Source organism: Exiguobacterium sp. s129, assembly GCF_018617585.1.
GTDB classification, from domain to species: Bacteria; Bacillota; Bacilli; order Exiguobacteriales; family Exiguobacteriaceae; genus Exiguobacterium; species Exiguobacterium aestuarii_A.
In genome coordinates, this window is the sequence record NZ_JACSKL010000002.1 from 240,789 (window position 1) to 267,189 (window position 26,401).

The following is a 26,401-nucleotide window of genomic DNA, read 5'->3' on the forward strand; positions in this document are numbered from 1 at the left end:
AAGAATGTGAGGGAAACGAATGAGTCCACAAGATCAATTGAATCGATTACGTCGAGAAATGGATGAATTGAACCATGAAATGCTCGACTTGCTGAGTCGGCGTGGTGCACTTGCCGTCGAAATTGGAAAAATCAAACGTCTTCAAGGCGTCGAACGATACGACCCGGTCCGGGAACGAGAGATGCTCGATTTCATCGCAGCTTCGAATCAAGGACCGTTCGAAACGTCACGTCTTCAACATATTTTTAAAGAAGTATTCAAAGCGTCTGCTGAACTGCAAGGCGAAGACCGGGATAAGACGTTACTCGTTTCGCGTAAACGTCAACCGGAAGATACGTTGGTCCATTTGAAGGACGTGACGATTGGAAATGGACGTCCGCAGCTGATTGCGGGGCCATGTGCCGTCGAATCGTTCGAACAAGTTAACGCGGTCGCAGAGAAGCTCGCCTTGTCTGGAGTGAAAGTGATGCGAGGCGGGGCATACAAACCACGTACATCGCCGTATGACTTCCAAGGCTTAGGTTTTGAAGGGTTGAAAATGCTGAAGGCAGCAGCGGACCGTCATGATTTACGAGTCATTACAGAGATCATGACGCCAGGAGCAGTCGAGTCGGCCTTGCCATATGTCGATATCATTCAAGTTGGTGCCCGGAATATGCAAAACTTTGATTTGTTGAAAGAAGTCGGTAAGACAGACAAACCGGTCTTGTTGAAGCGTGGATTATCCGCTACAATCGAAGAGTTCATTTATGCGGCAGAGTACATTATGGCGAGTGGGAACAGCCAAGTCATCTTGTGCGAACGAGGGATTCGGACGTATGAGCGTGCGACACGCAATACGTTAGATATCACGGCGGTGCCGATCTTGAAACAAGAGACGCATTTACCGGTTATGGTAGATGTCACCCATTCGACAGGTCGTCGTGACTTGTTGTTGCCGGCTGCGAAAGCGGCACTTGCCATTGGGGCAGACGGTGTCATGGTCGAAGTACACCCGAATCCTGCCATTGCATTATCGGATGCGCAACAACAATTGGATTTCGATCAATTCGATCAATTTGTGGAAGGACTAACGGTCCAGTTTCCTCAACTTGATTTGGTGAAAAAGTAAGCTTTCCAAATGGAAACGTTTTATATCGCATGAAGACAGGGTAAATGGATGACAGATACCTGTCTTCCTTTTTTAAGACGTTTTATGAAAACTTTTTGAAAATCATGACTTGTAGGAGGAGTAGTTTATGAATAGTAACAACGTAACGATTTACGATGTCGCACGAGAAGCCGGGGTGTCTATGGCAACCGTCTCTCGTGTCGTCAACGGAAACCCGAACGTCAAACCAACGACACGTAAGAAAGTACAAGATGCGATTGACCGTCTCGGTTATCGTCCGAACGCCGTGGCACGTGGACTAGCAAGTAAGAAAACGACGACGGTCGGTGTCATCGTACCGGACATCTCAAACATTTTCTTCGCCGATTTGGCACGAGGCATTGAAGATGTGGCGACGATGTACAAATACAACATCATCCTTGGAAACTCGGATTCAAGTCGTGACAAAGAAGTCCATTTATTGAACACGCTATTAGGGAAACAAGTAGACGGCATCATCTTCATGGGTGGACGCTTGCATGAAGATCTCGTCGAAGAGTTCAAAAAATCACCGGTTCCAATCGTTCTCGCAGCGACGTTGAACCAAGGATATGACCTCCCGGCCGTCAACATCGATTATGAGCAAGCAGCATATGACGCGACTCAGATGTTGATCAACCACGGACATGACCGTGTTGGATTCATCACTGGACCGCTCGAGCAACAGATCAATGGCGAGAAGAAATTCGCAGGATACCGTCGCGCCCTTGAAGATGCAGGTCTTCCATTCCACGACAACGATATGATTCTCGGGAATTACACATACGCATCAGGTCTTGAAGCGATGCAAAAAATGTTGCAGCGAGACGATTGCCCGAAAGCAATCTTTGCTGGGACTGATGAGATGGCCCTCGGTGTCATCCATGCCATTCAAGATGCCGGCTACTCGGTTCCGAACGACTTTGAAGTAGTCGGTCACGATAACACGCGTCTTGCGACGATGATTCGTCCGAAGTTGACGACTGTCGTTCAACCGATGTACGATATCGGAGCCGTCGCGATGCGTCTCTTGACAAAGATCTTGAACGCAGAAGAAATCGAAGAGAAAAACGTCGTGCTTCCTCACCGGATTGAGCGTCGTGATTCGCTTCGCCAAGACTAACGAAAAGCCTCCCCATCCGTCACGTCATGTGAGGGAAGGGGAGGCTTATTTTTATAGGTATATTGACTTTCGGTCATTTGAAATAAACGGCCAAAAGGCTCGTTTCGTGACTTCCCAATTTTTTTCTTCGATTTGTTGACGTCGCGGGATATGGTCAAACGAATATAGAGAGTCGTCCCACCGAGTAGGCAACGGTTGATCCGCGATACCTGACCACTTCTCAATCCACTCGCGCGGGATATCTCCAGAGTAGGGCGCCTCTCTCGTCAACCCTGCCCACACTTGAGCCCAAGCGCGTGGTACGGCACGATACCAGTCATACCCACCGCCACCAAGGGCGACGAGACGGCCATCTGTATATTCATCGGCCAGGCGTGAGGCAATCTGTGGAATTTGTTCGAACGTCCGAATTGTTGATGCCAAATGGGTGAGCGGATCAAAGACATGTGCGTCTGCACCGTTTTGGGTCAAGATGATATCGGGTTTGAACCATTCGCACGCCTCGCGTAAGACAGTTTCATAGCATTTTAAGAAAGAATCATCTTGGGTGAACGCATCGACCGGTACGTTCCAGCTGTAGCCATATCCTTTGCCGTTTCCTCGTTCTGTCACCATTCCGGTACCTGGGAACAAATAACGTCCCGTCTCATGAATCGACAGTGTCATCACATCATCATCGTCATAGAAGAGCCATTGGACGCCGTCCCCATGATGCGCATCGGTATCGACATAAAGGACGCGCGACCCGTATTGTTTTCTGACATGTGCGATGGCGACAGCTGCATCGTTATAGACGCAAAATCCGGATGCTTTGCGTCGCATGCCATGATGTAAACCGCCGCCCACATGAAAGGCGCGCTCCGCTTTCCCGCTCGCGACCAGATCGAGTGCATGAATCGTCCCACCGACAAGACGAGCGGCCCCCTCATGTATCGTCGGAAAGATAGGTGTGTCTTCCGTACCGAGACCAAACTTATTCGCTTTCAGCGTAGAAAGTTCTCCCGCAGCCGCAGCTTGGACGGCTTCGATATAATCGAGATCGTGAACGAGCGCTAACTCTTCAACCGAGGCAAGTGGAGGAGACACACATTCCGATTTGGAAAGTTTTCCGGCTGCAATCAAAAGCGATGTCGTCAATTCCAGCCGTAGCGGATTGAACGGATGATCCTCATGAAAACGATAAGACGTCTCGTCTTCGCCAAATATGTAAATCGGTCTCATCGTGACATCTCCGGACCGAGGACATCATAGCCTTCACGTTTCAACCGTTCGATGATTCGGAGCGGGTTCATCGTCTGGACGCGGAACGAGATGATGCGTTTATACGGATCGCTCGTCGGATGAACGAAGACGTTGATGATATTGACGTTCGTTTTGGCGAGGAGTCGGGTCACTTTTTCAAGTGTTCCGGTTGTATTTTCGACGAGGATTTCAATTTGCGAACTTGGTTCGAGTGCCCCGGTCAATTGTACGAAATAACGTAATAAATCGGTCTCTGTCAATACACCAACGAGTTTCCCTTGTTCGACGATGGGGAGACAAGTTAGCCGGTTTTCGTAAAACAAAGCAGCAGCATCTTCAAAGAAGTCGAAGGGATGCGCTGTCGGTACCTCGGAACGCATGATACTCGATACAGGGTTTTGAAAGTCTGCATTTTCACTTTCGGGATGAAAGACGCTCGTTGCACCACTCATCTCGAATTGTCCGACGATCCCGACGACTTGGCGGGCCGGGTTTGTCACAATCAAATGTCGGACACGATGCTCACGCATCAATTTAGCGGCATGAGCGATCGTATTGGTCGGTTGAATCGTCACGACATGTCGATTCATCATCTGTTCGATTAGCATGAAATCCCCTCCTTAGTCGTACATAAATCGCCGGCGAAGCCGTAGCGAATCAAAATGGTCGATGGATTCTTGGCGCACGTTTTTGCCGATGCGAGCCATCAAACAGTTGGCAGGGTGAGAGGCGATCTCAGGATCGTCTGTCGGGAAGAAGACAAGTCCACCGTGATTCATCATCTTCTCCATGACTTTTCGATAATCCCAAATCGAGAGTCCACTGCCTTTCAAATCCCAGTGCCAATAATATTCGGTCGTCAAAATTAAAAAGTCATCCATATGTGGGTCCATCATCGATACTTCGAGTAATTGTTTCCCGATTCGTTGACCACGGAAGCGGGGACTCACTTCGATTGCCCCAAGTTCAAGGATGTATGGGTCATTCCCTTCACTCCAACGCTCATATGGGTCAGGATAGAGGAATGTCACGTAACCGATCACGAGATCATCCTGTCTGGCGACGATGATTCTTCCCTCTTTCAACCCAGCAATATCGACAAGAGCCTCGTGCTGATCTTCTGGTTCACGAAAAGCCGTCAATCCTTCATCAAGACGATACGTATGCAGCACGTCGGGCGCAACCGGACCGTCAATCGTGACGTCGCCTTGTGAGGTCTGCCACACTTTTGAATGATATTGTTTTTCCATTGGGTCACCACCTTTTCCACCTCTTATTATAGCGCTTTCATCAAGCAGGAATCATCCTGTTTTGATGAAATTGGAAATTCATTGATTTGTCATAATTTTAACACTATACTGAAAGTGGTTATACCAATCTGTACAGGGGAGGCGAATCTTTAGCGATGGAAAAATTGAAAGCGTTAACAGGGGAACATCAATTAGCGTCGTATGAAGAGGCTTGTCAGTCGTTTGAATGGACACAAGCAGAAGCTTTATTTTCTTGGAACTTAACGGGTAAAGTCAATTTGGCATACGAAGCAATCGATCGTCATGCGGAAAGTGAATTGGCGACGAAAGTAGCATTGCTCTATTTCGATGGGGATCGGGAAGAGCGCTACACGTATGCGGATATGAAGCAAGAAAGTAATCGTTCTGGAAATGTTCTGAAGTCGATTGGTGTGGAGAAAGGCGACCGCGTCTTTATCTTTATGCCACGTCAACCAGAACTTTATTTTATTTTACTCGGTGCCATCAAACTCGGTGCCATCGTAGGACCGTTGTTTGAGGCGTTCATGGAACAGGCAGTACACGATCGATTGCTCGACTCTGAAGCAAAAGTGATCGTGACGACGAAAGAACTGTTGCCACGTGTACCGGTCGACCAATTGCCGCACCTCGAGACGATTCTGCTCGTCGGTGACGATGTCGAAGAGTCAGAGAAAGTGCTCGACTATCGGAAATTGGCGAACGAGGCGACGACAGAACTCGGGTTAACATGGGTCGATCGAGAGGACGGTCTGATTTTACACTATACATCGGGATCAACAGGGAAGCCAAAAGGGGTCCTTCACGTTCATAACGCCATGATTCAACATATGATGACCGGTAAATGGGTGCTTGATCTTCAGCCAGACGATATTTACTGGTGCACCGCTGACCCAGGCTGGGTAACCGGGACGAGCTACGGGATTTTTGCACCGTTCTTGAACGGGGCGACGAACGTCATCGTCGGGGGCCGATTCAACCCTGAGTTCTGGTATTCGGTCATCGAACGATTCGGTGTGACGGTCTGGTATAGTGCACCGACGGCGTTCCGGATGCTTATGGGTGCGGGCGATGAGGCGTTTGAAAAGTATGACTTATCGTCACTAAGACACATTTTATCAGTCGGTGAGCCGTTGAATCCTGAAGTCATTCGTTGGGGGCACGAAGCGTTCGACCTCCGGATCCACGATACGTGGTGGATGACAGAAACCGGCGCGATGATGATTTGTAACTATCCGACGATGGACATCAAACCTGGTTCAATGGGGAAACCGATCCCAGGATGTGAAGCTGCCATTTTGGATGACCGGGGTCAACCACTTCCGCCACACCGAATGGGGAACTTGGCACTCAAGACGCCTTGGCCATCGATGATGCGGAAGATTTGGAAGAACGATGCGAAGTATGAGAGCTATTTCTGGGGAGATTGGTACGTATCGGGCGACTCGGCTTACATGGATGAAGATGGATACTTCTGGTTCCAAGGACGTGTGGATGACGTCATTATGACGGCTGGAGAGCGTGTCGGTCCGTTTGAAGTCGAAAGCCGACTCGTAGAGCACCCGGCTGTCGCTGAGGCGGGTGTCATCGGGAAACCGGACCCAATCCGAGGCGAAATCATCAAAGCGTTCATCGCGCTTCGGAAAGGCTATGAGCCGTCGGATGAGTTGAAACAAGAAATCCAGCAATTCGTCAAAGAAGGATTAGCTGTGCATGCGGCACCACGTGAAATTGAATTCAAAGACAAGTTGCCGAAAACGCGAAGCGGTAAGATCATGCGTCGCGTCTTGAAAGCTTGGGAGTTGAATCTGGAGACAGGTGACCTCTCGACGATGGAAGATTAAGATAAATAAAACGGTCGACACGCGATGTGTCGACCGTTTGTTTATGCACCGTCCGAATCGGCATTCTCTTCAGCTGGTTGCTCAGCTTCTTGTTGCGCCTCTTCTTCAGCCTTCTTCTTCGCTTCTTCCTCAGCTTTTTTCTTTGCCTCGGCTTCGGCTTTTGCTCTAGCTTCTTCTTCAGATTTTTTCTTAGCGGCAGCATCGGCAGCGGCTTCTTGTTTCTTCTCTTCAGCCTCTTCCTTCGCTTCCTCCGCCTCTCGTTTCTTCTCTTCTTCTTCCTTCTTCTTCTCTTCCTCTTCTTTTTCTTTCTCTTCTACTTTCTTCTTCTCAGAGAATGAACCAGAGTCTTTGAAGTCTTTCGCAGTTACGCTAGAAGGTTGCTTGAAGCGGGCGTTGACATTGAAGGCATCGGCATTGGCTGCATACGCGAGGTTCATCGTTTCTGACCAGATCCGTTGCGTCCGTTGATAGTATTGACCATACCCGTTACCATTTTGCATGGTTGCCAATTGTGTGTCGTAGCCAGACCATACTGCTAAAGTCACTTCAGGATTAGAACCAATTAAATATGAATCTTTTCGATCGTTGTTTGTACCCGTTTTCCCAATCCAGTCGCCAGGCACATTGAATAGAGAGTTTGCATAAGTTGCAGTTCCGGATGTGAAGACATCACGAAGCATATCAACTACAAGATATGATGTGCGATCAGAGTATATCCGTGTTTTCTTTGGATTTGCCTCATAAATCGTTTCACCTTGATAGTCAATGCGTTCGACGAGATATGGGTCAACATGTTCTCCGTAGTTAGCTAACATTGCATACGCAGAGGCTAACTTAACTGGTGTGACTTCGCCTACCCCTAGTGCCATCGATGAGGCATTGCGGTTAACTTCCGAAACGGGAATGCCCATATCAACTAATTTTTTGGTGTCCGCGTATTTTTGGTTGTGTTCTTCATAAATTTTAACAGCTGGTACGTTTAAAGAAAGTTTTAACGCTTCGCGTACCGTGACAGGGCCTCGGAAATTCCCTCCTTCATTGGAGACAGGCTTCTCATCTTGGCCAGGACCAGTGAGTTGGTAAGAATATTTTTCGTCTACCACAACTGTAGCTGGAGTGATAAGTCCGGCTTCAATAGCGTTCGGATAGACTAGAATTGGTTTTGCAGTGGAAGCGATTTGTCGGTTTGCATAAAATGCTCTGTTCAAATCATCCGGCTTACCATTCACATAACGACCACCCACAAATCCGAGAACTTTTCCGGTTTTGTTTTCAATCATGATAGAAGATGTTTGTTCAGGATACGTTTTATCATTTTCCTTAACATACTGATTTGGACCGAAGTTCCCTGCATTTTTGGCGGGTTGTTGCATCGCTTCATGAATCTTTTTATCAAGTGTCAGGTGAATATTAAATCCGCCCTGCCGCAACATGTTGTGAGCACGTTTTGCGTAGCTAGATTCAATTTCTTTCAGTTCTTTTGGTTCAAGGTCGTTCACATTGATTCCGTCTTGTTTAATCAAATAGTCTGTAACGATTTGTCGTGTTTGAAGCTCGGCTTCATCAATAACGTACGGATATTTATCCCGTGGTTTCGACTGCGTCTTCATGAAGTCTTGCGTAATGTCATAGTTATACGCTGCGTCATACTCTTCTTGTGTAATCTTCCCAGCGACATACATCCGGTTCAAGACGGTCTTCATTCGGTTGACCGCACCTGACACATCTTCTTTAATGACCCCACCTTGATAGTAAGGTGTATAGAAGAATGGGTTTTTCGGAATACCTGCTAAAAATGCTGCTTGTGGAAGCGTCAACTTCTCGGCAGATGTGTTGAAGACGCCGTTTGCAGCGGCTTCGATTCCTGAAATGTTACGTCCCATCGAGTTACGACCGAATGAGACGACGTTTAGATAGGCATTTAAAATCTCATCCTTATCCATTGCTTTTTCAAGACGAAGGGCAAGTAGGATTTCTTTTGCTTTCCGTTCGAACGATACTTCATTCGTCAGCATTTGGTTTTTAATCAATTGTTGCGTCAAGGTCGAACCACCTGTGCGATCCTCTGACCCTGTCGCTTCTTGTAAGATGGCACGAAGCGTCGCTTTTGGCACGACACCATCATGTTCATAAAACTCGACATCCTCTGTCGCAAGAAGCGCATCGACCACATAGGGTGATACTTTTTCTACGGGGATTGGAATGCGTACTTCATCGGTCGTATAGTTCCCGATCCGTTCTCCGCTCCCGAAATAAATATTTGACGTCGACGTGTACGTATTGATTTGTGACGTCATCGTCTTATAGGCAGGGGTCGGCATATCTTTGACAAGGGATGCGAAATATCCGACACCGATTCCGGCACCTAAAAATCCAATTAGTACAACAGAAATGATGGTGAGGAGTAAGACGTTCCAGGACACATCATAGATCACATTGGCATAGCGACGTGCTTTCATGGACGTCGGATTATTCCATAAGTCTCGAATCTTCTGCAGCATGACAGCCTCCTTAATATGGTGTAAAACTATTTTAGACAGTAATATATTCGATTATAGCACAATTCAACCTACACCTTACCTTGAAACCGAAGTCTCGTGCAAGTTTCAAAATGGGAGTTGACAAGTTGAAAACGATGCTTATAAAATGAATAGCATAATCAACGATATCATGACGCGATGAAGAAAGCGAAGTAGTCGGTGGGCCTCTTGTCCAGAAAGCTAGTGGTTGCTGTGAACTAGCCAATGCCAAACGATGAATTACACTTTTTGAGCGTGCCTTTATGCCGGTTCGAGACCGTTATCTCTCGCTCAAGCGGTCGCAAATTGCGACAAGTAGGGTGGTACCGCGGAATCTCCGTCCCTTCTCATATGAGAAGGGACGTTTTTTTATGTCAATTGAAGGAGTGGAACAGATGGAATTATTAAAAGACTTAGAGTTTCGAGGGCTTGTCAACCAAATGACAGATGAAGAAGGATTGAAAGAACAACTGAAACAATCAACGACGTTGTACACGGGATTTGACCCGACAGCTGACTCGCTTCATATCGGGCACTTGCTCCCGATTTTGACGCTGAAACGTTTCCAACAAGCAGGCCATCAGGTCATCGCGCTCGTCGGTGGGGCGACAGGTATGATTGGAGACCCGTCTGGTCGTTCGGATGAACGTTCATTGAACACATTGGATACGGTCAAACTCTTCTCGGACCGCATCAAAGACCAGTTGAGCCGATTCCTTCCACTTGAAGGGGAGAACCCGATCACGATTCGCAACAACTACGAATGGACGGAAGAGATGTCAATCATCGACTTCCTTCGCGACATCGGGAAGCACTTCCCAATCAGTTACATGCTTGCGAAAGATTCTGTCGATTCACGCATGGAGAACGGGATTTCGTACACAGAATTCTCATACATGTTGCTTCAATCTTACGACTTCTTGAAACTATACGAGACAGAGAAATGTCGTCTTCAAGTCGGTGGAAGTGACCAATGGGGGAACATCACGGCAGGTCTTGAATTGATTCGTCGCTTCGGCCATTCAGAAAAAGCATTCGGACTTACGGTTCCGCTCGTCACAAAGTCGGACGGACAGAAGTTCGGGAAGACAGCTGGCGGTGCGGTCTGGTTAGACGCTGACAAGACGTCACCATACGAGTTCTACCAGTTCTGGATCAACGTCGACGATGCAGATGTCATCAAGTTCATCAAATACTTCACGTTCATGTCGCATGAAGAGATTGAAGCACTTGCGACTGAAGTGGCAGAAGCACCTGAGAAGCGTGTGGCGCAGCGCCGTCTCGCAGAAGAGATGACGAAGCTCGTCCATGGTGAAGCAGGTCTTGAACAAGCGGAACGCATCACGACAGCATTCTTTAGCGGAGATTTGACGTCGCTTCAACCAGAAGACATGGAAGATGCTTTCAAAGGAATGCCGCAATTCGAGCTTGACGGCGAGCGCAACATCGTCGACCTCCTCGTCGAGGCGAAGATCTCACCATCGAAACGTCAGGCACGTGAAGATGTGACGAACGGAGCGATTTACTTGAACGGCGAACGCGAACAAGCGCTTGATAAAGTCGTCACGCGCGAAGACACACTCGGTGAATTTACAATCATTCGTCGCGGTAAGAAAAAGTACTTTGTGATTCGTCACGTATAATCATCACGTCCATTCCTCATTTGTTGAGGAATGGACGTTTTTTGTACATTCTATGTTATTCGGATTTGATAAAATGAGGAGATAGGAGGGATGACGATGGAGATTGAAGAATTTTTCGGCGACCAGTTCCATCAATGGCGCGAACACTTTCGATATTATGAAATGGCGATCACGGAGCTCGAGAGCGATCTCGGAATCATTGACTTGGATTGGCAGACGCGACTCGGTTATTCACCGATTGAACACGTGAAGACGAGAATGAAGACGTTACCGTCCATCGTGCGCAAAATGAAGCGGAAAGACTTACCTCTAGAGGTGTCTGCACTTTGGGAACGCGTCCATGATGTGGCGGGGATTCGGATTGTCACGAGCTTCCGTGATGACATTTATGAGATCTTGCGTCATTTAGAGGCACGGGATGATTTGGACATCATCGAAATCAAAGATTACATCGAACATCCGAAGCCGAGCGGGTATCGGAGTTTACATCTGATCGTGAAGACAAAAGTCTATTTGGCCGAGCGGATCATCTGGGTACCGGCTGAAATTCAAATTCGTACGCTTGCCATGGATTTTTGGGCGGCGACGGAACATAAACTTCAATATAAATATCAGCACGAGGTACCGGAGTCGTCGAAAGAAGAACTCATTGAGGCGTCACGGATGGCCGATGCCCTCGATACGCAGATGGGACGCATTCGACAAGAAATTCTGAAGAAATAAAAAAATCCCCTTCGTAAAGAAGGGGATTAAAAGCATTAACGTGAGTAGTACTCGACGATAAGTTGCTCTTTGATTTGGTCGTTGAGTTCAGCGCGTTCTGGGAGACGTACGAATGTACCTTCGAGTTTCTCAGCGTCAAACGATACGAAGTCTTTTGTAGCTGGTGCTACTTCAAGAGCTTCAGCGATTGCTTTCACGTTTTTCGACTTTTCGCGAACTGCGATTACTTGACCTGGTTTTACGCGGTAAGACGCGATGTCTACGCGTGATCCGTCAACTGTGATGTGACCGTGGTTGACGAGTTGGCGTGCTCCACGACGTGTGCGAGCGAGGCCGAAACGGTAAACGAGGTTGTCAAGGCGTGATTCGAGCAAGAACATGAAGTTCTCACCGTGGATGCCTGGCATTTTACCAGCATCGTTGAAGATGCGGCGGAATTGCTTCTCGTTCACTCCGTACATGTGACGAAGTGCTTGCTTCGCTTGAAGCTGAAGACCGTATTCTGAGATTTTCTTACGACCATTTCCGTGTTGACCTGGTGCGTAAGGACGTTTTACTAATTCTTTACCCGTTTCGCTAAGCGAGATGCCTAAGCGACGCGAGAGTTTCCAAGCTGGACCTGTGTAACGAGCCATGATTGGACTCCTCCTTGTTGTTCATGTATTTTGCACAAAAGAACAACGGTGTCAAAGACGAGTAACGCCCCTTTCAAGGTGCAAGCACCTTCACTTGATAGCGAAGCTACGAGATGCCCCTCCGACTAAGTCGAGGCCCGAAAGGTGGATACGTTTGTCTATGACTGCTATCGTCATTTCATGCACAAAGATGAGTATACGATGAAAGTAAAGGCTTGTCAATCAAATAAAGCGAAGTAGCGTCTCACAAAAACGTTCGAGTCCAACACGATCGACTTCGGAGAAACGATCGAATTCTGGACTGTCGATATCGAGGACACCGATTGTCTTCCCATCCCGTACGAGTGGGACAACGATTTCAGAGTTTGAAGCCGCGTCACACGCAATATGTCCTGGGAATTGATGAACATCAGCGACGAGCTGCGTTTCCTGTGTAGACGCCGCTGTTCCACAAACGCCTTTTCCGAACGCGATATGCACACAAGCTGGAAGACCTTGGAAAGGACCGAGAATGAGGCTATCCTCAGAGTCTGTCACATAAAAGCCGACCCAGTTGATTCGATCTAAAAATTGGTTCAGTAAAGCACTTGCGTTGGCAAGGTTGGCGACCGCATTTGTTTCGCCTTCTAATAGAGCAGCGAGCTGTTTATTTAATAGATCGTAACCGGCAGCTAAATCACCTGAATAGGATGTTGTTTGGAACATATTGAATCCCCTCCATCTTTCTTGTTTTTAGAATTTAGCATTATGGTACACGCTAATTTCGGATTTGTCTTGCTAGAAAGTTCAGAAAAAATGAACAATCTCCACTGAAACCATTGGAAAACCTATGCAAATCATTGGTTCTATAATATGATTAGGTATATCTATTCTTATAAAATACTTCTTTTTTATATAAGGTACATAAGTCCACGAAAGCGGCTTGGAGGTTGTGACAAAGATGGATTACGGAATTTATGGGTTAATCATTGGAATCATCGTCGTCGTATTAGGCGGCATGTTGGGGAGTATGCTCATTCGAAGGAATTTTTACCAAAAAATCGATGACTTGGATATGAGGAAACAGAGTGTGCTCAGCGCGAGCATCCCGGTTGAACTTCAGAAGTTCAAGCAATGGCCAATGGAAGGGGAAACGAAAGAAAAGTTCGATCGTTGGCATCAATCTTGGGATGAGTTGGTCAGTGTGCATGCAGGTCAAATCGATGAAGCGCTATACCGAGCCGAGGAAGACTTGGACAAATATCGCTTTATGAAAGTGAAGGCGGACTTGAATGCGACAGAACAACTTATCGAAGAACTCGAGACGATGGTACACGCCATGCTCGATGAGATGGATGAGTTCACGACACACCACACTTCGCTCATGGACATCGTGAAGCAAGACGAGAAAGAATTGTATCAGTTCCGCAAAACATTGAATTCACAAAATCATGCGTTCGGCCCGACGTACGCGCTTGTCGAGCAAGAGATTGCCGCCGCTGAGGCGAAGCGCAGTGAAATGATCAACTTGAAACAAGTCGGTCAAGTCTCTGAGGCGTTCGAGACTGGACAATCCCTATCGAACCAAGTCGGTCATATCCGTGAATTGATTCGAATCATCCCGCAATTCGTACGTACAGTCCAAGTAGAGTTGAAACAACAACTTCAACAGTTACGGGCTGGACATAAAGAAATGCAAATGGACGGGTATGCGCTCGAACCGCTCGGATTAATGGAAGAAATCGATCAAGCGGAAGAACGTCGTGAGGAACTGATGGCTCGCATCGAAAGATTGGAATTTGATCATTTCGAAGAGGACATGCAACAGTTGAGTTCCGATATCGACCAGCTGTTTGAGGCGTTCCGAACGGAAGTCGATGCACGCCAATATGTGAAGAAGGAATTTGCGACGATTCAGGAACGTGAACGCCAGTCTTCCGAAATCATGGGCAACCTGCAAACAGAAATGTCTCGACTCGTCAGTAATTATGAGATCAACGCTCGTGTCGGCGAGGAGTTTGAACAGTTAGAACGCGAACGGACGACGCTCACGGCGAATGTACTTGATATCGAGCAAGCGCTCGTCGCCCAAATGTTGCCGTATAGCATGATTAAATCGAAAGTCCAAGAAGCGAAACGTTCGCTCGATCAATTCAATGCCATGCATGAGCGATTCATCGAGGACACGAATTCGTTACGTAAGGAAGAACTCGAAGTACGACATAAGCTCGAAACGTGGAAGAAAGAATTGTCTGCGCACCGCCGCCTCTTGGCGAAAAGCGCGATGCCTGTCGTCCCGAACGATTTATCCAACGACTTACGTCAACTTCAAAAAGGCGTCCAGTCTCTAGATGAACAGTTCGATAAAGCGCCATTCAATATGACTTATATCGTCGGACTCAGTCATGATGTAGAAGAAATGATGGATCACTTCCGCGACCGTGTCCATGCGCTGATTCGTCAAGTGACATATGCTGAACAGTTGTTACAATACGCCAACCGATTCCGTCGTCGTGACAACGAAGTGCACATCGCTTTGACACTCGCAGAAAACAAGTTTTTGCACGGAGAGTATGGTACTGCCGTTGAAATCGGTGAGCGTGTGCTCGGCCGCTTCGAAGAAGATGGGGCGCATGAGATTCGTCGACGCGTTGATCAAGGGTTAGAACAGCAAGAACTGCTAAAAAAATAAACGATGCATGAAGATTGACGGAAACGGGAAAAACGTAGACGTCAATCTTTTTTCAATCAAGGAGGAATCGTCAGATGGGTACGTTATGGGTTAATGGGAACATCTATACGTTGAATAAACCGGGTGAAATGATGCGGGCCATGTTTGTGGAGCATGGACGAATCTTAAAAATGGGCGAAGAGGGTCATCTCCGTCGTACATACGCCGGTCGGATTGAAGAGATTGTGAACTTAGAAGGAAAGAGTGTCTATCCTGCTTTCACAGACTCGCACATTCACCTTGTCGGTTACGGGGAAGCGCTAGACCGTGTCGATGCAAGCGAGGCGACCAACCTTCGAGAATTACTTGAGACGATGAAACAACAAGGGTCAGATGATGAATGGGTGGTCGCAGAAGGATTTGATGATCGATTACTGGGTGAAATGCCGACGCGAGACATGATTGATGAAGTCATTTCGGATCGTCCCGTCGTCTTGAAACGTGTCTGCCGTCATGTTGCGGTCGTGAACTCGAAAGGACTCGAGCGCCTCGGCTTGATTCATCACACGGTCATCGAAGGCGGGAAGCTCGGGCGGGATGAGGAAGGGAAGTTGAACGGTGTCCTGTATGATGCCGCGCTCGACCTCTTATATAAAGAACTGAGTGGGAATCGGAAGAAAAATGCTGCCTCACTCCGACGTGCCATCGATTCGTTGTTCGCATACGGGATTGTTGGTGCCCACACCGAGGACTTGTTTTATCATGGTGACCCGCTAGAGACGATTCAAGCGTATGAGGACGTGTTGGATGAATTACCGTTCCAAGCACATCTTCTCGTTCATGAACAAGTCGTGGACCGTGTCATTCAACATGATGCGATGACAAAACGAAAACGGTTTGACTTTGGGGCGATGAAACTGTTCGTAGACGGCTCGTTCGGGGGGCGGACAGCGCTGCTCTCAGCGCCGTATGCTGATGACCGGGCTCAGCGAGGGATCGAAGTGCACCGGCCGGATCATTTGGAAGCACTCGTGAAAAAGGCGCGTACGTACGGGATGAACGTGGCGGCTCATGTGATTGGGGATGCGGCCGTCGAACAGTTTGTCAGTCTGCTTGAGAAATATCCAGCTAAAAAAGGGACGCGAGACCGGATTATCCATGCTTCCTTATTGAACGATTCCTTGATCCAGCGTATCAAATCCCTGCCTGTTCTAATCGATGCGCAACCGGTCTTTCTTTCTGACGACTTAGATATGTTGTTTGAACGGTTAGGGAATGAACGCGTTCATGATGTGTATCGCTTCAAGTCACTTCTTGATACGGGAGCATTATTGTTAGGGGGAAGTGATGCCCCGATTTCATCCGTCGATGTTCGGAAAGGGGTGTTCGGAGCGGTGGCGAGACAGTCGTTTAAGGGTTCGAGCACGTTAAATCCGAGTGAGCGTCTATCGATGTATGAGGCACTTCGTAGCTTTACGTATTCACCTCATGTCGCCACGGGTACGCACGGAAGAAACGGGTTATTGATTCAAAGTTACAACGCGAACTTCACCGTGTGGGACGAGGACTTCTTCCAATTACAAGGGGAGGACATTCTTCACAATCGTTTAGCCATGACGGTCGTCGAAGGAAAACCGGTATATGAGGCGGAAGTCGTTACATCGTAAATAAAAGAGGAGCCGATTGATCCTAATTAGGGTCAACCGGCTCCTCTTCTTGATTAGAAGAATGAACGTTGTACTTTATGCCAGAACGAGTTTGTGCGAAGTTTGACGGTCTTGATGACTTTGTCAGAAAGTTCGATATCGATCCGGTCCGTGTACTTCAAGCTGAGTGCTTCGTTATCCATACCGATGATCGGGTAATCGTTTCCGTCCTCGACGATGCGAAGAGATAGCTTGCGTGATTCGTGTACGATAAACGAAGAGCCGAGTGTGCGGTAACGGTTGTTGTTGACCGAAGCAATCTCGCTGACTTGCATACATGGAATAAGTGGGTCGACGACCGCGCCGCTCAACGATTTGTTATAAGCAGTCGAACCGGTCGGAGTCGACACGACCATTCCGTCCCCACGGAATGTCTCAAAGTGCAAGTCGTCGATATATACCTCGATCGCGAGTGATTTGATGATACTCGATTTAATAGAAGCTTCATTTAAACAAAGAAGCGGTGTCGATTCGTTGATTGATGCGGAGAGAAGTGGATATTTGCGTACTTCGAGACCTTCTTCGATTCGCGTCGAGTTGTCCGAGAAGAGGCGGTCGACTTCATCGAGTTTATGTATGTCAAAGTCACAATAAAACTCGTTCAATCCGCGTCCGAATCCGACATAGATAGCATCCTGACGAAAGCCTGTATAGCGAACAGCCTGTAAAAAGGCGCCGTCTCCACCAACCGCAGCGATGATATTCGCATCTTCTGGTTGATTGACAATGTTAAACCCGTGTTTTTCCCCGATTTCTTTTAGCTTCTTCACTTCTTTAGTGAATTCGTTGACGTTACGATGGTACAAATAGACGTTATTTCTCATCTGAGTCATCCCCTTTGTCAATGGTGTCCCCCTTATTATAACGTGTTTCCTTCAACCAATATAGGGAAAACTGAAACAGAGCCAAAAGCAGGAAGTTTGTCAAAGGCTCAATTTCATCGATATGATGAGAAGGTAACTACAACAAAGGGGATGAGTTCATGCCAACATTTAAAGGGAACAACGTGACATTACAAGGAAATCCAGTGAAAGTGGGAGACCAAGCTCCTGACTTCCGAGTGTTGACGACAGCTTTAGAAGAAGTGACATTAGCAAGTTATCCGGGGAAAAAATTAATCAGTGTCATTCCTTCAATTGATACAGGCGTATGTGACGCACAAACGCGTGAATTCAATGAGAAAGCATCATCACTTGGCGGAACGGTCTTGACTGTATCGAACGACCTCCCATTCGCACAACGTCGTTGGTGCTCAGCTTCAGGTCTTGACAACGTGGTCACACTCTCTGATCACCGTGATCTATCATTCGCGAAAGCGTACGGCGTATTAATCGAAGAAATGCGTCTCCTCGCTCGTTCTGTGTTCGTCGTTGATTCAAACGACGTCGTCCAGTATGTTCAATATATGGATGAAATGACGGACGAAGTTGATTTCGAAGCAGCGCTTAAGGCATTCGAACAAGCGAATTGATTCGTTTGGCGAAATTGATTAAAATAGCTTACACTAGTACGTGAACCGACCGGTCCTCTTATGGGGGCCGGTTTTGTATGGAAAGGATGAACGAAAATGGAACGTTTTGAACAACTGTATCGTGATTGGAAGAAAGAAGCGAAAAAACTTGTCAACGACCTTGATGTATTACCGATTGAGGCAATCGTGCAAGTGTTTGACCATGTCGACATCGAAAATGAGAAGATGGATGACGTGCGGAAAGCTGTCAGTCTACTCGTGCTTGAAGAAACGACGCAACTCCCACCGAACAACCAACCGACTCCGGATGCGGTCAGTTTGTTCATGGGCTACTTGGCAACGAAGCTCCTCAAAGATGGTGCGACGATTCTCGATCTCGGGAGCGGAACAGGCACATTGACACATGCGGTCCTCTCGCAATTGAAAGAAGCAACGGCACAAGCGGTCGAAGTCGATGAATTGTTGCTTCGTCTCTCTTATTCGATCAGCAATTTATTAGGAGAGCCGGTTTCATACTTCCATCAAGACGCGCTCGCCCCCTTGTTTGTCGAACCGAGCGACCTGTCACTTGCGGATTTGCCGATCGGTTACTACCCAAATGATGAAGTCGCGGCCGAATACGACATGAAACGTAATGAAGGACATGCCTATTCTCATTTCTTGATGATGGAACAGGCGATCCGTCATACGAAACCGGGTGGACACGGATTGTTCGTCATTCCGAACAATTTGTTTGAACAGGATGATGAAGGGAAATTAAAACAATGGATGGACCGTGAAGCGGTTGTCAAAGGTGTGATCCAACTTCCGACAACGATGTTTAAAGATGAACGCTATGCGAAAAGTTTGTTGCTCCTTCAAAAAGTAGGGGAAGGCGTCACACGTCCGAAACAAGCCTTATTCGTTGAGCTTCCGTCGTTCACGGACGTTCGAGCGGTTGCCAATGTAGTGAAACAGATTGATGATTGGTTCAAAACAACGCAAAAATAATAGACAAAACACTTGAAAAAGGTATTCAAAATCAAGTATCTTCATTATGATACAGTTATCAGTTTTAAATTGAACAGATAAAGAAACGCGTTTAAAACGAAAGGTAAGAGGTGTATGACATGACGAAAATTATGGCAGTCAATGCTGGTAGTTCATCGCTCAAGTTCCAGTTACTCGAGATGCCAACGGAAGAGTTGCTCGCAGTTGGATTGGTTGAGCGTGTAGGGAAAGAAGATGCAATTTTTACAATCAAGTACGGTGAAGGACAGAAGTTCAACGTGGTCACGCCACTTCACACGCACAAAGAAGCGGTTGAATTGACGTTAGAGAAACTGATCGAACTTGATATCATTCAATCGTTCGATGAAATTTCTGGCGTAGGTCACCGTGTGTTACACGGGAAAGAGTTGTATGCGGATTCGGTTGTAATCGATGACGAAGTCATGAAGAACATCGAGTCTTTCACAGAGCTCGGACCACTTCACATCCCACCAAACTTGACTGGGATTCGTGCTTTCCAAGCAATTCTGCCAAACGTTCCACAAGTTGCGGTATTCGACACGGCATTCCACCAATCGATGCCAGAAGAGAACTTCTTGTACAGTCTTCCGTATGAATACTATACAGAGCACGGCGTTCGTAAATATGGTTTCCACGGGACTAGCCACAAGTATGTGACACAACGTGCAGCAGAACTTCTCGGTCGTCCGCTCGAAGACTTGCGTTTAATCTCATGTCACCTCGGTAGCGGTGCGTCAATCGCAGCCGTTGCAGGTGGTCGTTCAATCGATACAACAATGGGCTTCACACCGCTTGAAGGAATCACGATGGGAACTCGCTCAGGTTCGCTTGACCCAGCCCTCATTCCATTCTTGATGCAAAAAACAGGGAAGTCTGCTGAGGACGTCTTGAACGTCATGAACAAAGAGTCTGGTGTTTACGGTCTCTCTGGTATTTCAAGTGACTTACGTGACATCGAGCAAGCGGCTGCAGAAGGAAACCACCGTGCAGAAGTATCTCTCAAAATCTTCTCAAACCGTATTCACGGTTACATCGGTCAATATGCTGCTGAAATGAATGGTGTCGACGCCATCATCTTCACTGCCGGTGTCGGTGAAAACTCGGATGTCATCCGTGAGCGTATCCTCCGTGGTCTCGAATTCATGGGCGTCTACTGGGATCCTTCACTTAACAATGGTGCACGAGGCAAAGAGTTGTTCATCAACTACCCACACTCACCAGTTAAGGTCATCATCATCCCGACGAACGAAGAATTGGTCATCGCTCGTGATACGGTTCGCATTGCAAACCTCGTTGAAGAGCACGCATAAGATCACTCAAACCCACGTTACCTCGCGTAACGTGGGTTTTTTTGAGTCTTTTTTCCTAACGTGCTAGAGGATGAATAGGACAAATGAATTTTCGCTTTGTAACAATGGGTGCATGTTTTATATCGTTTTGTAACATTTGAGTCATGAAAAAACCATATATTGGATGATTATTTATATAAATATCGCTACTTCGTTTCGGAAGTGCAATTTAAAGCAAAGAATCGGCTGTTTTGACATCAAGTTGTAACGTTCGTGACATTTAAATGAACCGTAAGTGTAACGGCACTGCTACATATTTCATCATATAGTTATCTGGACGAAATATTCGATGTGAAATTCATCGATGACACGATCTGAATTAAGGGAGGAACAATTGCATGCTTAAAAAGTTAGGATGGATGATGCTAATTACGATTTTAGTTTCAACGCTTTTCCTGCCACAATCGCAAGTGCAAGCTGCCTCTTCAAATAAAGTTTATGTCGTTAGTAAAGTGAACGATTTAAATATCCGTTCAGATGCACGAATGGGTACAAAAATTTTAGGTAAGTTAAACAAAGGTCAAAAATTGCAACGTTTAGGTTCAAAAGGAGCCTGGACACAAGTTTATTATAAAAAGAAAAAAGCATGGGTTGCGACAAGTTATGTCACGACAACAGGAGCGAAGAAACAGTCTGTCGGCAAAACGTACACGATGAAAGCATCGGCGTATACACCTTATTGCAAAGGTTGTTCTGGGAAAACGGCTCTCGGTTGGGACGTCCGTAAACAAAAACGTAATGTGATCGCGGTCGACCCGCGTGTCATTCCACTTGGAACGAAAGTTCAAGTATACGTAGGAAGCAAGTTGTTAGGAACTTATACGGCTGCAGATACTGGCGGCGCCATCAAAGGAAATAAAATCGACATCTTAATGTATTCGCACAGTGCGGCGATTCAATTCGGTCGTAAAACGGTTACGGTCAAGGTGTTGTAATAAAGAAAGGGGTCTTGCGATTGCGCAAGACCCCTTTTTCGAGAATAAATGATTATTGACGGACGATGAGCACGTCGCACTTCGCATAGCGGACGATGCTTTCTGAAACACTTCCGATAAAGAAGCGTTCGACAGCGTTCAACCCAGTCGCGCCACAAATAATAAGATCAATATCATGGTTAGGAGCAATCTTTTTAGCGATTGTCACTTTTGGAGAACCGTATTCGATCACGGTCTCGACTTCTTTCACGCCACGTTCTTTGGCACGGTTCACATAGTCTTCGAGTAACTCTTTAGCATACGTTTCTGCGCGTTCGGTAATCGTCCGATCGTAGGCTTCAACTGTCGCGAATGTACGCGTGTCAATCACGTGACCTACATACAGTTTCCCTTCGTTACGAATGGCGACATCGATTGCGGTCTCAAATGCACGTTCCGCCTCTTTAGAGCCGTCAACGGCAGATAGAATGTGTTTGTATACAATTGCCATGTAAATCCCAACCTTTCGCTCGAATTATACGTTCGGCTTACATATATAGTATACCACTTCTTTCGAATTTCACGCTTTTTCGTCATGAAAAGGAGTGAATTTTTTCATAGAATTGTTCACGACATGTCCAAGTTTGGAATTCACGTGAAAGAACGGGTAAAATAAGGCGGAGGAGGTTGGACGATGAAACATGTAATGATTACTTCTGGTGCGAAAGGGATTGGGCGTGTCGTGACAGAACGTCTTTTGCAAGAAGGGTGGCACGTCAGTATATTGCAGCGGAATCCGATTGATTGGGAACATGAGCGGATACATATGATCGAGGCAGGATTGACGAACCGCGAACAACTGCTCTCGGCTTATGAGGAGGCGGTCGAGCGGTTTGGTGAACCGAATGCCTTGATTCTAAATGCGGGTCCATACATTTTTGAACGGAAACCGCTCGTCGAATTGACGGATGAGGAGTGGGATGAAGTGGTGACAGGTAACCTGTCTGCCTCGTTTTGGTTGATGCGTCGCGCGATTCCTTCGATGCGCTCCAATCGTTTCGGGCGCATCATCTCATACGGGTTTCCGGAAAGTGCATCAGCTCCCGGATGGATTCACCGTTCAGCGTTTGCGGCAGCAAAAACGGCACTCGTCAGTTTGACGAAATCGGTCGCTCTTGAGGAAGCGCCTTTTGGGATTACGGCAAATATGGTCAATCCAGGAAACATCGTCGGATCTCAAAAAGAGATGCGTATCGAGGAGGCGGAAATCGATGAAGGAACTCCAGTCGGACGACACGGAACTGGAGAGGATATCGCACGACTCATTTCCTTCCTGTTGCATGAGGAATCAGATATGATTACGGGCGCCGTCATCGATGTGACCGGCGGGGTCAACGTTGTCCATCAGTATCGAAAGTGAGGGGGAGAGCGATGAAGATTGGCGTTGTGACTGACGTTCACGGAAATCTAGAGGCGCTAGAGGCAGTCCTTCATGCGTTAGATACAGAGCAGGTCGACATCATCTGGTCACTTGGTGACATGATTGCGATGGGTCCGGACTCAAACGCGGTCATGGAGCGATTGATTGACCGCGGGGCACACATGATTTCCGGTAATCATGATGAAGCGGTCGTCTCGCTTTTAGCCGGAAAGGGACATCCAGAAAGCTATGCGCATACGCGACCGCATCACGAGTGGGTCGCGCGTCATCTGTGGATGTTCTTGGGTCTCTTCCGCGGACAATCACGGGTGAGTTGGCTAGTCAGAAGGCATTCGGTATCCATTACCACATCCCGAGCGAAAAGCGTCAAGCTACCATCGTCGAAGAACCATTCCATGATCTTCTAGAGCCGACACTTGAAAACATGCAACGGTTGTATGGAGAGTACGATGGGGATGTCATCTTATTTGGACATCACCACCCGGTTCACCTATTCCAAGACGAGAAGAAGCGGTACGTCAATCCAGGTGCGCTCGGTGTAGCACGAGATGAACTTGCGCGGTTCGCGATTTTGTCAGACGGGGAAAATGGGATGCAGATTGATGTGCGGGCTGTGCCTTATGACAAACGAACATTTCTAAAAAAAATGGAACGTTATGAAGTTCCGCAACGCGACGTCATGTTCCGATTGTTCTATTGAAGAGTGCGTAAAAAGGTGAGGTCCTTGGACCCCACCTTTTTCTTATTGAATCTCTTGAAGTGTTTTCGGATAGCTCGTCAACGTAATCGGACCGCTCTCTGTCATGACGAGGTCATCTTCGATGCGGACACCACCTACGCCCGGTAGATAAATACCTGGTTCGACCGTAAACGTCATCCCGACTTGGGCTGTCATGTCATTGTTCGCCGCCATCGATGGATGTTCATGAACTTCGATTCCGATTCCATGACCGATACGGTGCGTGAAGTACTCACCGTATCCAGCGGACGTGATGACTTGACGGGCTGCGATATCGACCGCTCCGAGCGTCGTACCAACGTTCGCCATCTCGATCGCTGCTTCTTCTGCTTGTAATACCGTTTCGTAAATTTCACGTTGTTTCGTACTCGCTTCACCGAAGACTACCGTTCGGGTGATATCCGAGCAATACCCTTGCCAGACGACACCGAGGTCGAACAAGGCGAAATCGCCTTTCTTCAAACGGTTGTTACCTGGTACACCGTGAGGGTCAGCGCTGTTTTCACCGAACAATACGAGTGTGTCGAATGACATTTCACGAACGCCTTGTTGTTTCATTGCATATTCGATGTCCGCGATGACTTCGAGCTCGGTCACGCCTTCACGAAGTGACCGAATTCCTGCTTCGATTGCCATGTCTGCAAGTTCAGCGGCACGTTTCATTATACGTACTTCATCCGGTGATTTGATCATGCGTAACGTTTGGAGTTCGTCTGTCAAATCGATAATCGACAATCCGGCAAAACCAGCGCGGAGTTGCTCGACACGATTGAATGTCAAATGCTCGCCTTCAATCCCGATACGCTCAGGAACGATTTGGTTATCGAGGAACAACTTGACGATTTTATCCCACGGATTCTCGTGGTCCATGTACGTCACGATTTCACCTGACCAGTCACTCGCTTCGACAATTCCTTTTTCAAGGGCAGGACAAATGATGGCAGTTGTCCCATTCTTTAGGACGAGGATGGCAATCAGCCGCTCGTGTGCTTCTGCGTATACTCCCGAGAAGTAAAATACAGATGCCTTTGATGTGACGAATGCTGCATCTAATCCTTTCGTCGCTAAAGATTGTGCAATTTGATTGGTGCGTTGATTCAAGATGAATCCCTTCCCTTCTCACTCTTACGTTGACTACTCGTCTATTATAGCTGTTTCGAAAACAGAAAGGAAATGTTGCAATTTGATTAGTACAGTTTGAACAAGTTTGACTGATACAGTATACTAGAAAGAGTAGAAAATGTATTGAGAGAAGGGACTCCGCGTATGACCACAAAACATGAACAGATCATAGCACATATCGAGTCACTCGATGTTGGGTCAAAAATTTCGGTCCGCCAAATCGCCAAAGAGTTAGCTGTATCAGAAGGTACGGCTTATCGGGCCATCAAAGAAGCTGAGAACCTAGGCTTCGTCTCTACCATCGAACGTGTAGGGACGATTCGGATCAAGCGTAAACAAAAAGAGAATATTGAGAAGCTGACATTTGCCGAAGTCGTCAATATTGTCGACGGACAAGTGTTGGGTGGACGAAATGGTTTGCATAAGACATTATCTAAATTTGTCATCGGCGCCATGAAATTGGAAGCGATGATGCGTTATATCGATGTCGATTCACTCGTCATCATCGGAAACCGGGAGAAGGCGCATGAACTCGTCTTGCAGTCCGGAGGGGCCGTGTTGATCACAGGGGGATTTGATACGACGGATGAAGTAAAGCGAATGGCGGATAAGTATGATATGCCCGTCATCTCGACTTCTTACGACAGCTTTACCGTCGCAACGATGATCAACCGAGCGATTTATGACCGCCTCATCAAAAAAGAGATTCTACTTGTCTCGGACATCGTCATCCCGCTTCATGACACGTTTTATTTGAAGTCGGATGACACGGTGAAACGTTGGCACGAATTGAATGAGCGGACGAAGCATAATCGTTATCCGGTCATCGATGAGCAGATGAAGGTGGTCGGGGTGATTACTGCGAAAGATGTAATCGACAAATCGCACGACTATGATATCGAGAAAGTCATGACAAAGAGCCCGATCACGGTCGGCGTCCAGACGAGCGTGACCAACGCTGCGCACCAGATGGTATGGGAAGGGATTGAGATGCTCCCTGTCGTCGATAACTATGGTCGCTTGCTCGGAATCATCAGTCGTCAAGATGTGTTGAAGGCGTTGCAGCTTGCGAATCGTCAGCCGCAAGTCGGTGAAACGTTCGACAACATGATCACGAACCAATTGAAAGAAGATCCTGCGTCGAACGGTACGGCGTTTACTGTCGAGGTTGCTCCGCAAATGACGAGCCATATGGGGACCGCGTCATCAGGTGTGTTGACGACTTTGTTAGTCGAAGGGGCGACGCGCAGTCTGCGTCATATGAAAAAAGGGGATTTGGTGGTCGAGAACATCACCGTCTATTTCATGAAACCGATTCAGATTGAGAGTCAGATTCGAGTGTCGGCAAACGTCTTCGATCTTGGGCGGAAGTTCGGGAAAGTTGATGTGGAGATGACACAAGGTACACAACTTGTCGCCAAGGCGCTTGTCACGGCACAGTTGATTGATCGGTAACTTAAAAGAGCACCGGCTACACGAGTAGCGGGTGCTCTCTTTTTATGAAGGTGTATTCGTCGGTTCTTCTGCGGCGAGCGGATAGATTTTACGGTAACGGATAAATCCAACGACCGCATTGCCTAAGCCGACGACCAACATGACGATACTGACAATCCAACCGACCGATGAATTCAAACCGAATCCACCAACCATTTGGTTCGCGGCGAATAGCGCGAGGAATAAACTTAACCAGATTAAAGCTTGTGTATTGAACAAGGCTTTACGGTTTGGCGTCTTTGTCAAAAAAGCACGACGCTTGAAGACAAGGTACGCTCCGAGCGCAAACAAAATGAGTCCAATCATGACAAGTTGCAAGTGAAGGAACCCCTTTCTTTCTCGTAATCTGTTATCATCATACCATAATAGTGTGTAGGA

General features: G+C 47.2%; 25 protein-coding genes and 1 other annotated feature. Of the genes, 15 read left to right on the forward strand and 10 right to left on the reverse strand.

Annotation, left to right across the window (positions count from 1 at the left end):
• Nucleotides 1-19: 19 nt before the first annotated feature.
• Nucleotides 20-1,111 (forward strand): bifunctional 3-deoxy-7-phosphoheptulonate synthase/chorismate mutase, encoded by a 1,092-nt coding sequence (locus KNO92_RS03670; protein WP_214693301.1) that lies wholly within the window; start codon nt 20-22, stop codon nt 1,109-1,111.
• A gap of 127 nt (nt 1,112-1,238) precedes the next feature.
• Nucleotides 1,239-2,252 carry a catabolite control protein A gene (gene ccpA / locus KNO92_RS03675; RefSeq protein ID WP_074033452.1) on the forward strand — a complete coding sequence of 338 codons (1,014 nt, stop codon included), beginning with the start codon at nt 1,239-1,241 and terminating at the stop codon, nt 2,250-2,252.
• A gap of 51 nt (nt 2,253-2,303) precedes the next feature.
• On the opposite strand, the gene KNO92_RS03680 is transcribed toward ccpA, so the two are convergent.
• Genes KNO92_RS03680 through KNO92_RS03690 form a run of 3 tightly spaced genes read right to left on the reverse strand, consistent with a single transcriptional unit; the run spans nt 2,304 to nt 4,744 of the window.
• Nucleotides 2,304-3,473, reverse strand: a complete 1,170-nt coding sequence (locus KNO92_RS03680) for an acetoin utilization protein AcuC (RefSeq protein WP_214693291.1) — start codon at nt 3,471-3,473, stop codon at nt 2,304-2,306.
• Complete coding sequence (locus KNO92_RS03685) at nt 3,470-4,102, reverse strand: acetoin utilization AcuB family protein (protein ID WP_012726747.1); 633 nt, start codon at nt 4,100-4,102, stop codon at nt 3,470-3,472. Before KNO92_RS03685 ends, KNO92_RS03680 begins: the two co-directional genes overlap by 4 nt.
• A 12-nt stretch (nt 4,103-4,114) precedes the next feature.
• Complete coding sequence (locus KNO92_RS03690; protein WP_214760138.1) at nt 4,115-4,744, reverse strand: GNAT family N-acetyltransferase; 630 nt, start codon at nt 4,742-4,744, stop codon at nt 4,115-4,117.
• Between the two features lie 155 nt (nt 4,745-4,899).
• Between KNO92_RS03690 and acsA the strand changes: the two genes are divergently transcribed.
• Nucleotides 4,900-6,606, forward strand: coding sequence for an acetate--CoA ligase (acsA, locus tag KNO92_RS03695; RefSeq protein WP_214760141.1), 1,707 nt, complete (start codon nt 4,900-4,902; stop codon nt 6,604-6,606).
• Nucleotides 6,607-6,647: 41 nt separating this feature from the next.
• On the opposite strand, the gene KNO92_RS03700 is transcribed toward acsA, so the two are convergent.
• Entirely contained in the window at nt 6,648-9,107 is a 2,460-nt protein-coding gene (locus tag KNO92_RS03700; protein ID WP_214693282.1) for a transglycosylase domain-containing protein, read from the reverse strand.
• A 168-nt stretch (nt 9,108-9,275) separates the two neighbouring features.
• Nucleotides 9,276-9,473, forward strand: a binding site (T-box leader).
• 47 nt (nt 9,474-9,520) lie between these two features.
• On the opposite strand from KNO92_RS03700, the gene tyrS reads away from it, so the two are divergent.
• Together tyrS and KNO92_RS03710 are read left to right on the forward strand one after the other, a co-directional pair.
• The gene (gene tyrS, locus KNO92_RS03705) at nt 9,521-10,768 is read left to right on the forward strand and encodes a tyrosine--tRNA ligase (RefSeq protein ID WP_214693275.1); all 1,248 of its coding nucleotides are present in this window, start codon (nt 9,521-9,523) and stop codon (nt 10,766-10,768) included.
• Nucleotides 10,769-10,864: 96 nt separating this feature from the next.
• The gene (locus KNO92_RS03710) at nt 10,865-11,491 is read left to right on the forward strand and encodes a GTP pyrophosphokinase (protein ID WP_214760143.1); all 627 of its coding nucleotides are present in this window, start codon (nt 10,865-10,867) and stop codon (nt 11,489-11,491) included.
• Between the two features lie 35 nt (nt 11,492-11,526).
• Here KNO92_RS03710 and rpsD read toward each other — a convergent pair whose 3' ends face one another.
• On the reverse strand, nt 11,527-12,126 hold the full coding sequence (gene rpsD, locus KNO92_RS03715) for a 30S ribosomal protein S4 (protein ID WP_074033444.1): 600 nt from the start codon (nt 12,124-12,126) through the stop codon (nt 11,527-11,529).
• Between the two features lie 222 nt (nt 12,127-12,348).
• A complete protein-coding gene (locus KNO92_RS03720; RefSeq protein ID WP_214693271.1) occupies nt 12,349-12,831 on the reverse strand; it encodes a GAF domain-containing protein in 483 nt (160 codons plus the stop codon).
• Nucleotides 12,832-13,066: 235 nt separating this feature from the next.
• On the opposite strand from KNO92_RS03720, the gene ezrA reads away from it, so the two are divergent.
• Both ezrA and KNO92_RS03730 read left to right on the forward strand, forming a co-directional pair.
• A complete protein-coding gene (ezrA, locus tag KNO92_RS03725; protein ID WP_214760144.1) occupies nt 13,067-14,797 on the forward strand; it encodes a septation ring formation regulator EzrA in 1,731 nt (576 codons plus the stop codon).
• A gap of 74 nt (nt 14,798-14,871) precedes the next feature.
• Complete coding sequence (locus KNO92_RS03730; protein WP_214760145.1) at nt 14,872-16,443, forward strand: amidohydrolase; 1,572 nt, start codon at nt 14,872-14,874, stop codon at nt 16,441-16,443.
• A 53-nt stretch (nt 16,444-16,496) separates the two neighbouring features.
• On the opposite strand, the gene KNO92_RS03735 is transcribed toward KNO92_RS03730, so the two are convergent.
• Nucleotides 16,497-17,315, reverse strand: a complete 819-nt coding sequence (locus KNO92_RS03735) for an NAD kinase (protein WP_214694006.1) — start codon at nt 17,313-17,315, stop codon at nt 16,497-16,499.
• 149 nt (nt 17,316-17,464) lie between these two features.
• Here KNO92_RS03735 and tpx point away from each other — a divergent pair, with 149 nt between their 5' ends.
• From tpx to KNO92_RS14905, 4 genes are all read left to right on the forward strand, one after another.
• The gene (tpx, locus tag KNO92_RS03740) at nt 17,465-17,953 is read left to right on the forward strand and encodes a thiol peroxidase (RefSeq protein ID WP_214760146.1); all 489 of its coding nucleotides are present in this window, start codon (nt 17,465-17,467) and stop codon (nt 17,951-17,953) included.
• 96 nt (nt 17,954-18,049) lie between these two features.
• Complete coding sequence (locus KNO92_RS03745; protein WP_214760147.1) at nt 18,050-18,943, forward strand: class I SAM-dependent methyltransferase; 894 nt, start codon at nt 18,050-18,052, stop codon at nt 18,941-18,943.
• Nucleotides 18,944-19,062: 119 nt separating this feature from the next.
• On the forward strand, nt 19,063-20,274 hold the full coding sequence (locus tag KNO92_RS03750; protein ID WP_214693261.1) for an acetate kinase: 1,212 nt from the start codon (nt 19,063-19,065) through the stop codon (nt 20,272-20,274).
• A gap of 377 nt (nt 20,275-20,651) precedes the next feature.
• Nucleotides 20,652-21,248 carry a 3D domain-containing protein gene (locus KNO92_RS14905; RefSeq protein ID WP_214693259.1) on the forward strand — a complete coding sequence of 199 codons (597 nt, stop codon included), beginning with the start codon at nt 20,652-20,654 and terminating at the stop codon, nt 21,246-21,248.
• A 52-nt stretch (nt 21,249-21,300) separates the two neighbouring features.
• On the opposite strand, the gene KNO92_RS03760 is transcribed toward KNO92_RS14905, so the two are convergent.
• On the reverse strand, nt 21,301-21,738 hold the full coding sequence (locus tag KNO92_RS03760; protein WP_012726732.1) for a universal stress protein: 438 nt from the start codon (nt 21,736-21,738) through the stop codon (nt 21,301-21,303).
• Between the two features lie 183 nt (nt 21,739-21,921).
• On the opposite strand from KNO92_RS03760, the gene KNO92_RS03765 reads away from it, so the two are divergent.
• Genes KNO92_RS03765 through KNO92_RS14805 form a run of 3 tightly spaced genes read left to right on the forward strand, consistent with a single transcriptional unit; the run spans nt 21,922 to nt 23,368 of the window.
• Entirely contained in the window at nt 21,922-22,647 is a 726-nt protein-coding gene (locus tag KNO92_RS03765; RefSeq protein WP_214693257.1) for an SDR family oxidoreductase, read from the forward strand.
• Between the two features lie 11 nt (nt 22,648-22,658).
• Nucleotides 22,659-23,075, forward strand: a complete 417-nt coding sequence (locus KNO92_RS14800; RefSeq protein ID WP_251127059.1) for a metallophosphoesterase family protein — start codon at nt 22,659-22,661, stop codon at nt 23,073-23,075.
• Nucleotides 22,982-23,368 carry a metallophosphoesterase family protein gene (locus KNO92_RS14805; protein ID WP_251127066.1) on the forward strand — a complete coding sequence of 129 codons (387 nt, stop codon included), beginning with the start codon at nt 22,982-22,984 and terminating at the stop codon, nt 23,366-23,368. Before KNO92_RS14800 ends, KNO92_RS14805 begins: the two co-directional genes overlap by 94 nt.
• 42 nt (nt 23,369-23,410) lie before the next feature.
• On the opposite strand, the gene KNO92_RS03775 is transcribed toward KNO92_RS14805, so the two are convergent.
• Nucleotides 23,411-24,508: a M24 family metallopeptidase gene (locus KNO92_RS03775; RefSeq protein ID WP_214760148.1), complete on the reverse strand. Its 1,098-nt coding sequence runs from the start codon at nt 24,506-24,508 to the stop codon at nt 23,411-23,413.
• Nucleotides 24,509-24,673: 165 nt separating this feature from the next.
• Between KNO92_RS03775 and KNO92_RS03780 the strand changes: the two genes are divergently transcribed.
• Nucleotides 24,674-25,984 carry a DRTGG domain-containing protein gene (locus KNO92_RS03780; protein ID WP_074033433.1) on the forward strand — a complete coding sequence of 437 codons (1,311 nt, stop codon included), beginning with the start codon at nt 24,674-24,676 and terminating at the stop codon, nt 25,982-25,984.
• Between the two features lie 42 nt (nt 25,985-26,026).
• Here the strand turns inward: KNO92_RS03780 and KNO92_RS03785 are convergent, their stop codons facing one another.
• Nucleotides 26,027-26,341, reverse strand: a complete 315-nt coding sequence (locus tag KNO92_RS03785; RefSeq protein WP_074033432.1) for a YtpI family protein — start codon at nt 26,339-26,341, stop codon at nt 26,027-26,029.
• Nucleotides 26,342-26,401: the final 60 nt, after the last annotated feature.

Coding starts and splice junctions, on each gene's coding strand:
- KNO92_RS03750 (WP_214693261.1), top strand. CDS start 19,063: ATGACGAAAATTATGGCAGTCAATGCTGGTAGTTCATCGCTCAAGTTC.
- KNO92_RS03730 (WP_214760145.1), top strand. CDS start 14,872: ATGGGTACGTTATGGGTTAATGGGAACATCTATACGTTGAATAAACCG.
- KNO92_RS03765 (WP_214693257.1), top strand. CDS start 21,922: ATGAAACATGTAATGATTACTTCTGGTGCGAAAGGGATTGGGCGTGTC.
- tyrS (WP_214693275.1), top strand. CDS start 9,521: ATGGAATTATTAAAAGACTTAGAGTTTCGAGGGCTTGTCAACCAAATG.
- KNO92_RS03780 (WP_074033433.1), top strand. CDS start 24,674: ATGACCACAAAACATGAACAGATCATAGCACATATCGAGTCACTCGAT.
- KNO92_RS03680 (WP_214693291.1), bottom strand. CDS start 3,473: ATGAGACCGATTTACATATTTGGCGAAGACGAGACGTCTTATCGTTTT.
- KNO92_RS03720 (WP_214693271.1), bottom strand. CDS start 12,831: ATGTTCCAAACAACATCCTATTCAGGTGATTTAGCTGCCGGTTACGAT.
- KNO92_RS03685 (WP_012726747.1), bottom strand. CDS start 4,102: ATGCTAATCGAACAGATGATGAATCGACATGTCGTGACGATTCAACCG.
- KNO92_RS03670 (WP_214693301.1), top strand. CDS start 20: ATGAGTCCACAAGATCAATTGAATCGATTACGTCGAGAAATGGATGAA.
- KNO92_RS03745 (WP_214760147.1), top strand. CDS start 18,050: ATGGAACGTTTTGAACAACTGTATCGTGATTGGAAGAAAGAAGCGAAA.
- KNO92_RS03700 (WP_214693282.1), bottom strand. CDS start 9,107: ATGCTGCAGAAGATTCGAGACTTATGGAATAATCCGACGTCCATGAAA.
- KNO92_RS03760 (WP_012726732.1), bottom strand. CDS start 21,738: ATGGCAATTGTATACAAACACATTCTATCTGCCGTTGACGGCTCTAAA.
- ccpA (WP_074033452.1), top strand. CDS start 1,239: ATGAATAGTAACAACGTAACGATTTACGATGTCGCACGAGAAGCCGGG.
- tpx (WP_214760146.1), top strand. CDS start 17,465: ATGCCAACATTTAAAGGGAACAACGTGACATTACAAGGAAATCCAGTG.
- KNO92_RS14905 (WP_214693259.1), top strand. CDS start 20,652: ATGCTTAAAAAGTTAGGATGGATGATGCTAATTACGATTTTAGTTTCA.
- KNO92_RS03690 (WP_214760138.1), bottom strand. CDS start 4,744: ATGGAAAAACAATATCATTCAAAAGTGTGGCAGACCTCACAAGGCGAC.
- KNO92_RS14800 (WP_251127059.1), top strand. CDS start 22,659: ATGAAGATTGGCGTTGTGACTGACGTTCACGGAAATCTAGAGGCGCTA.
- ezrA (WP_214760144.1), top strand. CDS start 13,067: ATGGATTACGGAATTTATGGGTTAATCATTGGAATCATCGTCGTCGTA.
- KNO92_RS03710 (WP_214760143.1), top strand. CDS start 10,865: ATGGAGATTGAAGAATTTTTCGGCGACCAGTTCCATCAATGGCGCGAA.
- rpsD (WP_074033444.1), bottom strand. CDS start 12,126: ATGGCTCGTTACACAGGTCCAGCTTGGAAACTCTCGCGTCGCTTAGGC.
- KNO92_RS03735 (WP_214694006.1), bottom strand. CDS start 17,315: ATGACTCAGATGAGAAATAACGTCTATTTGTACCATCGTAACGTCAAC.
- acsA (WP_214760141.1), top strand. CDS start 4,900: ATGGAAAAATTGAAAGCGTTAACAGGGGAACATCAATTAGCGTCGTAT.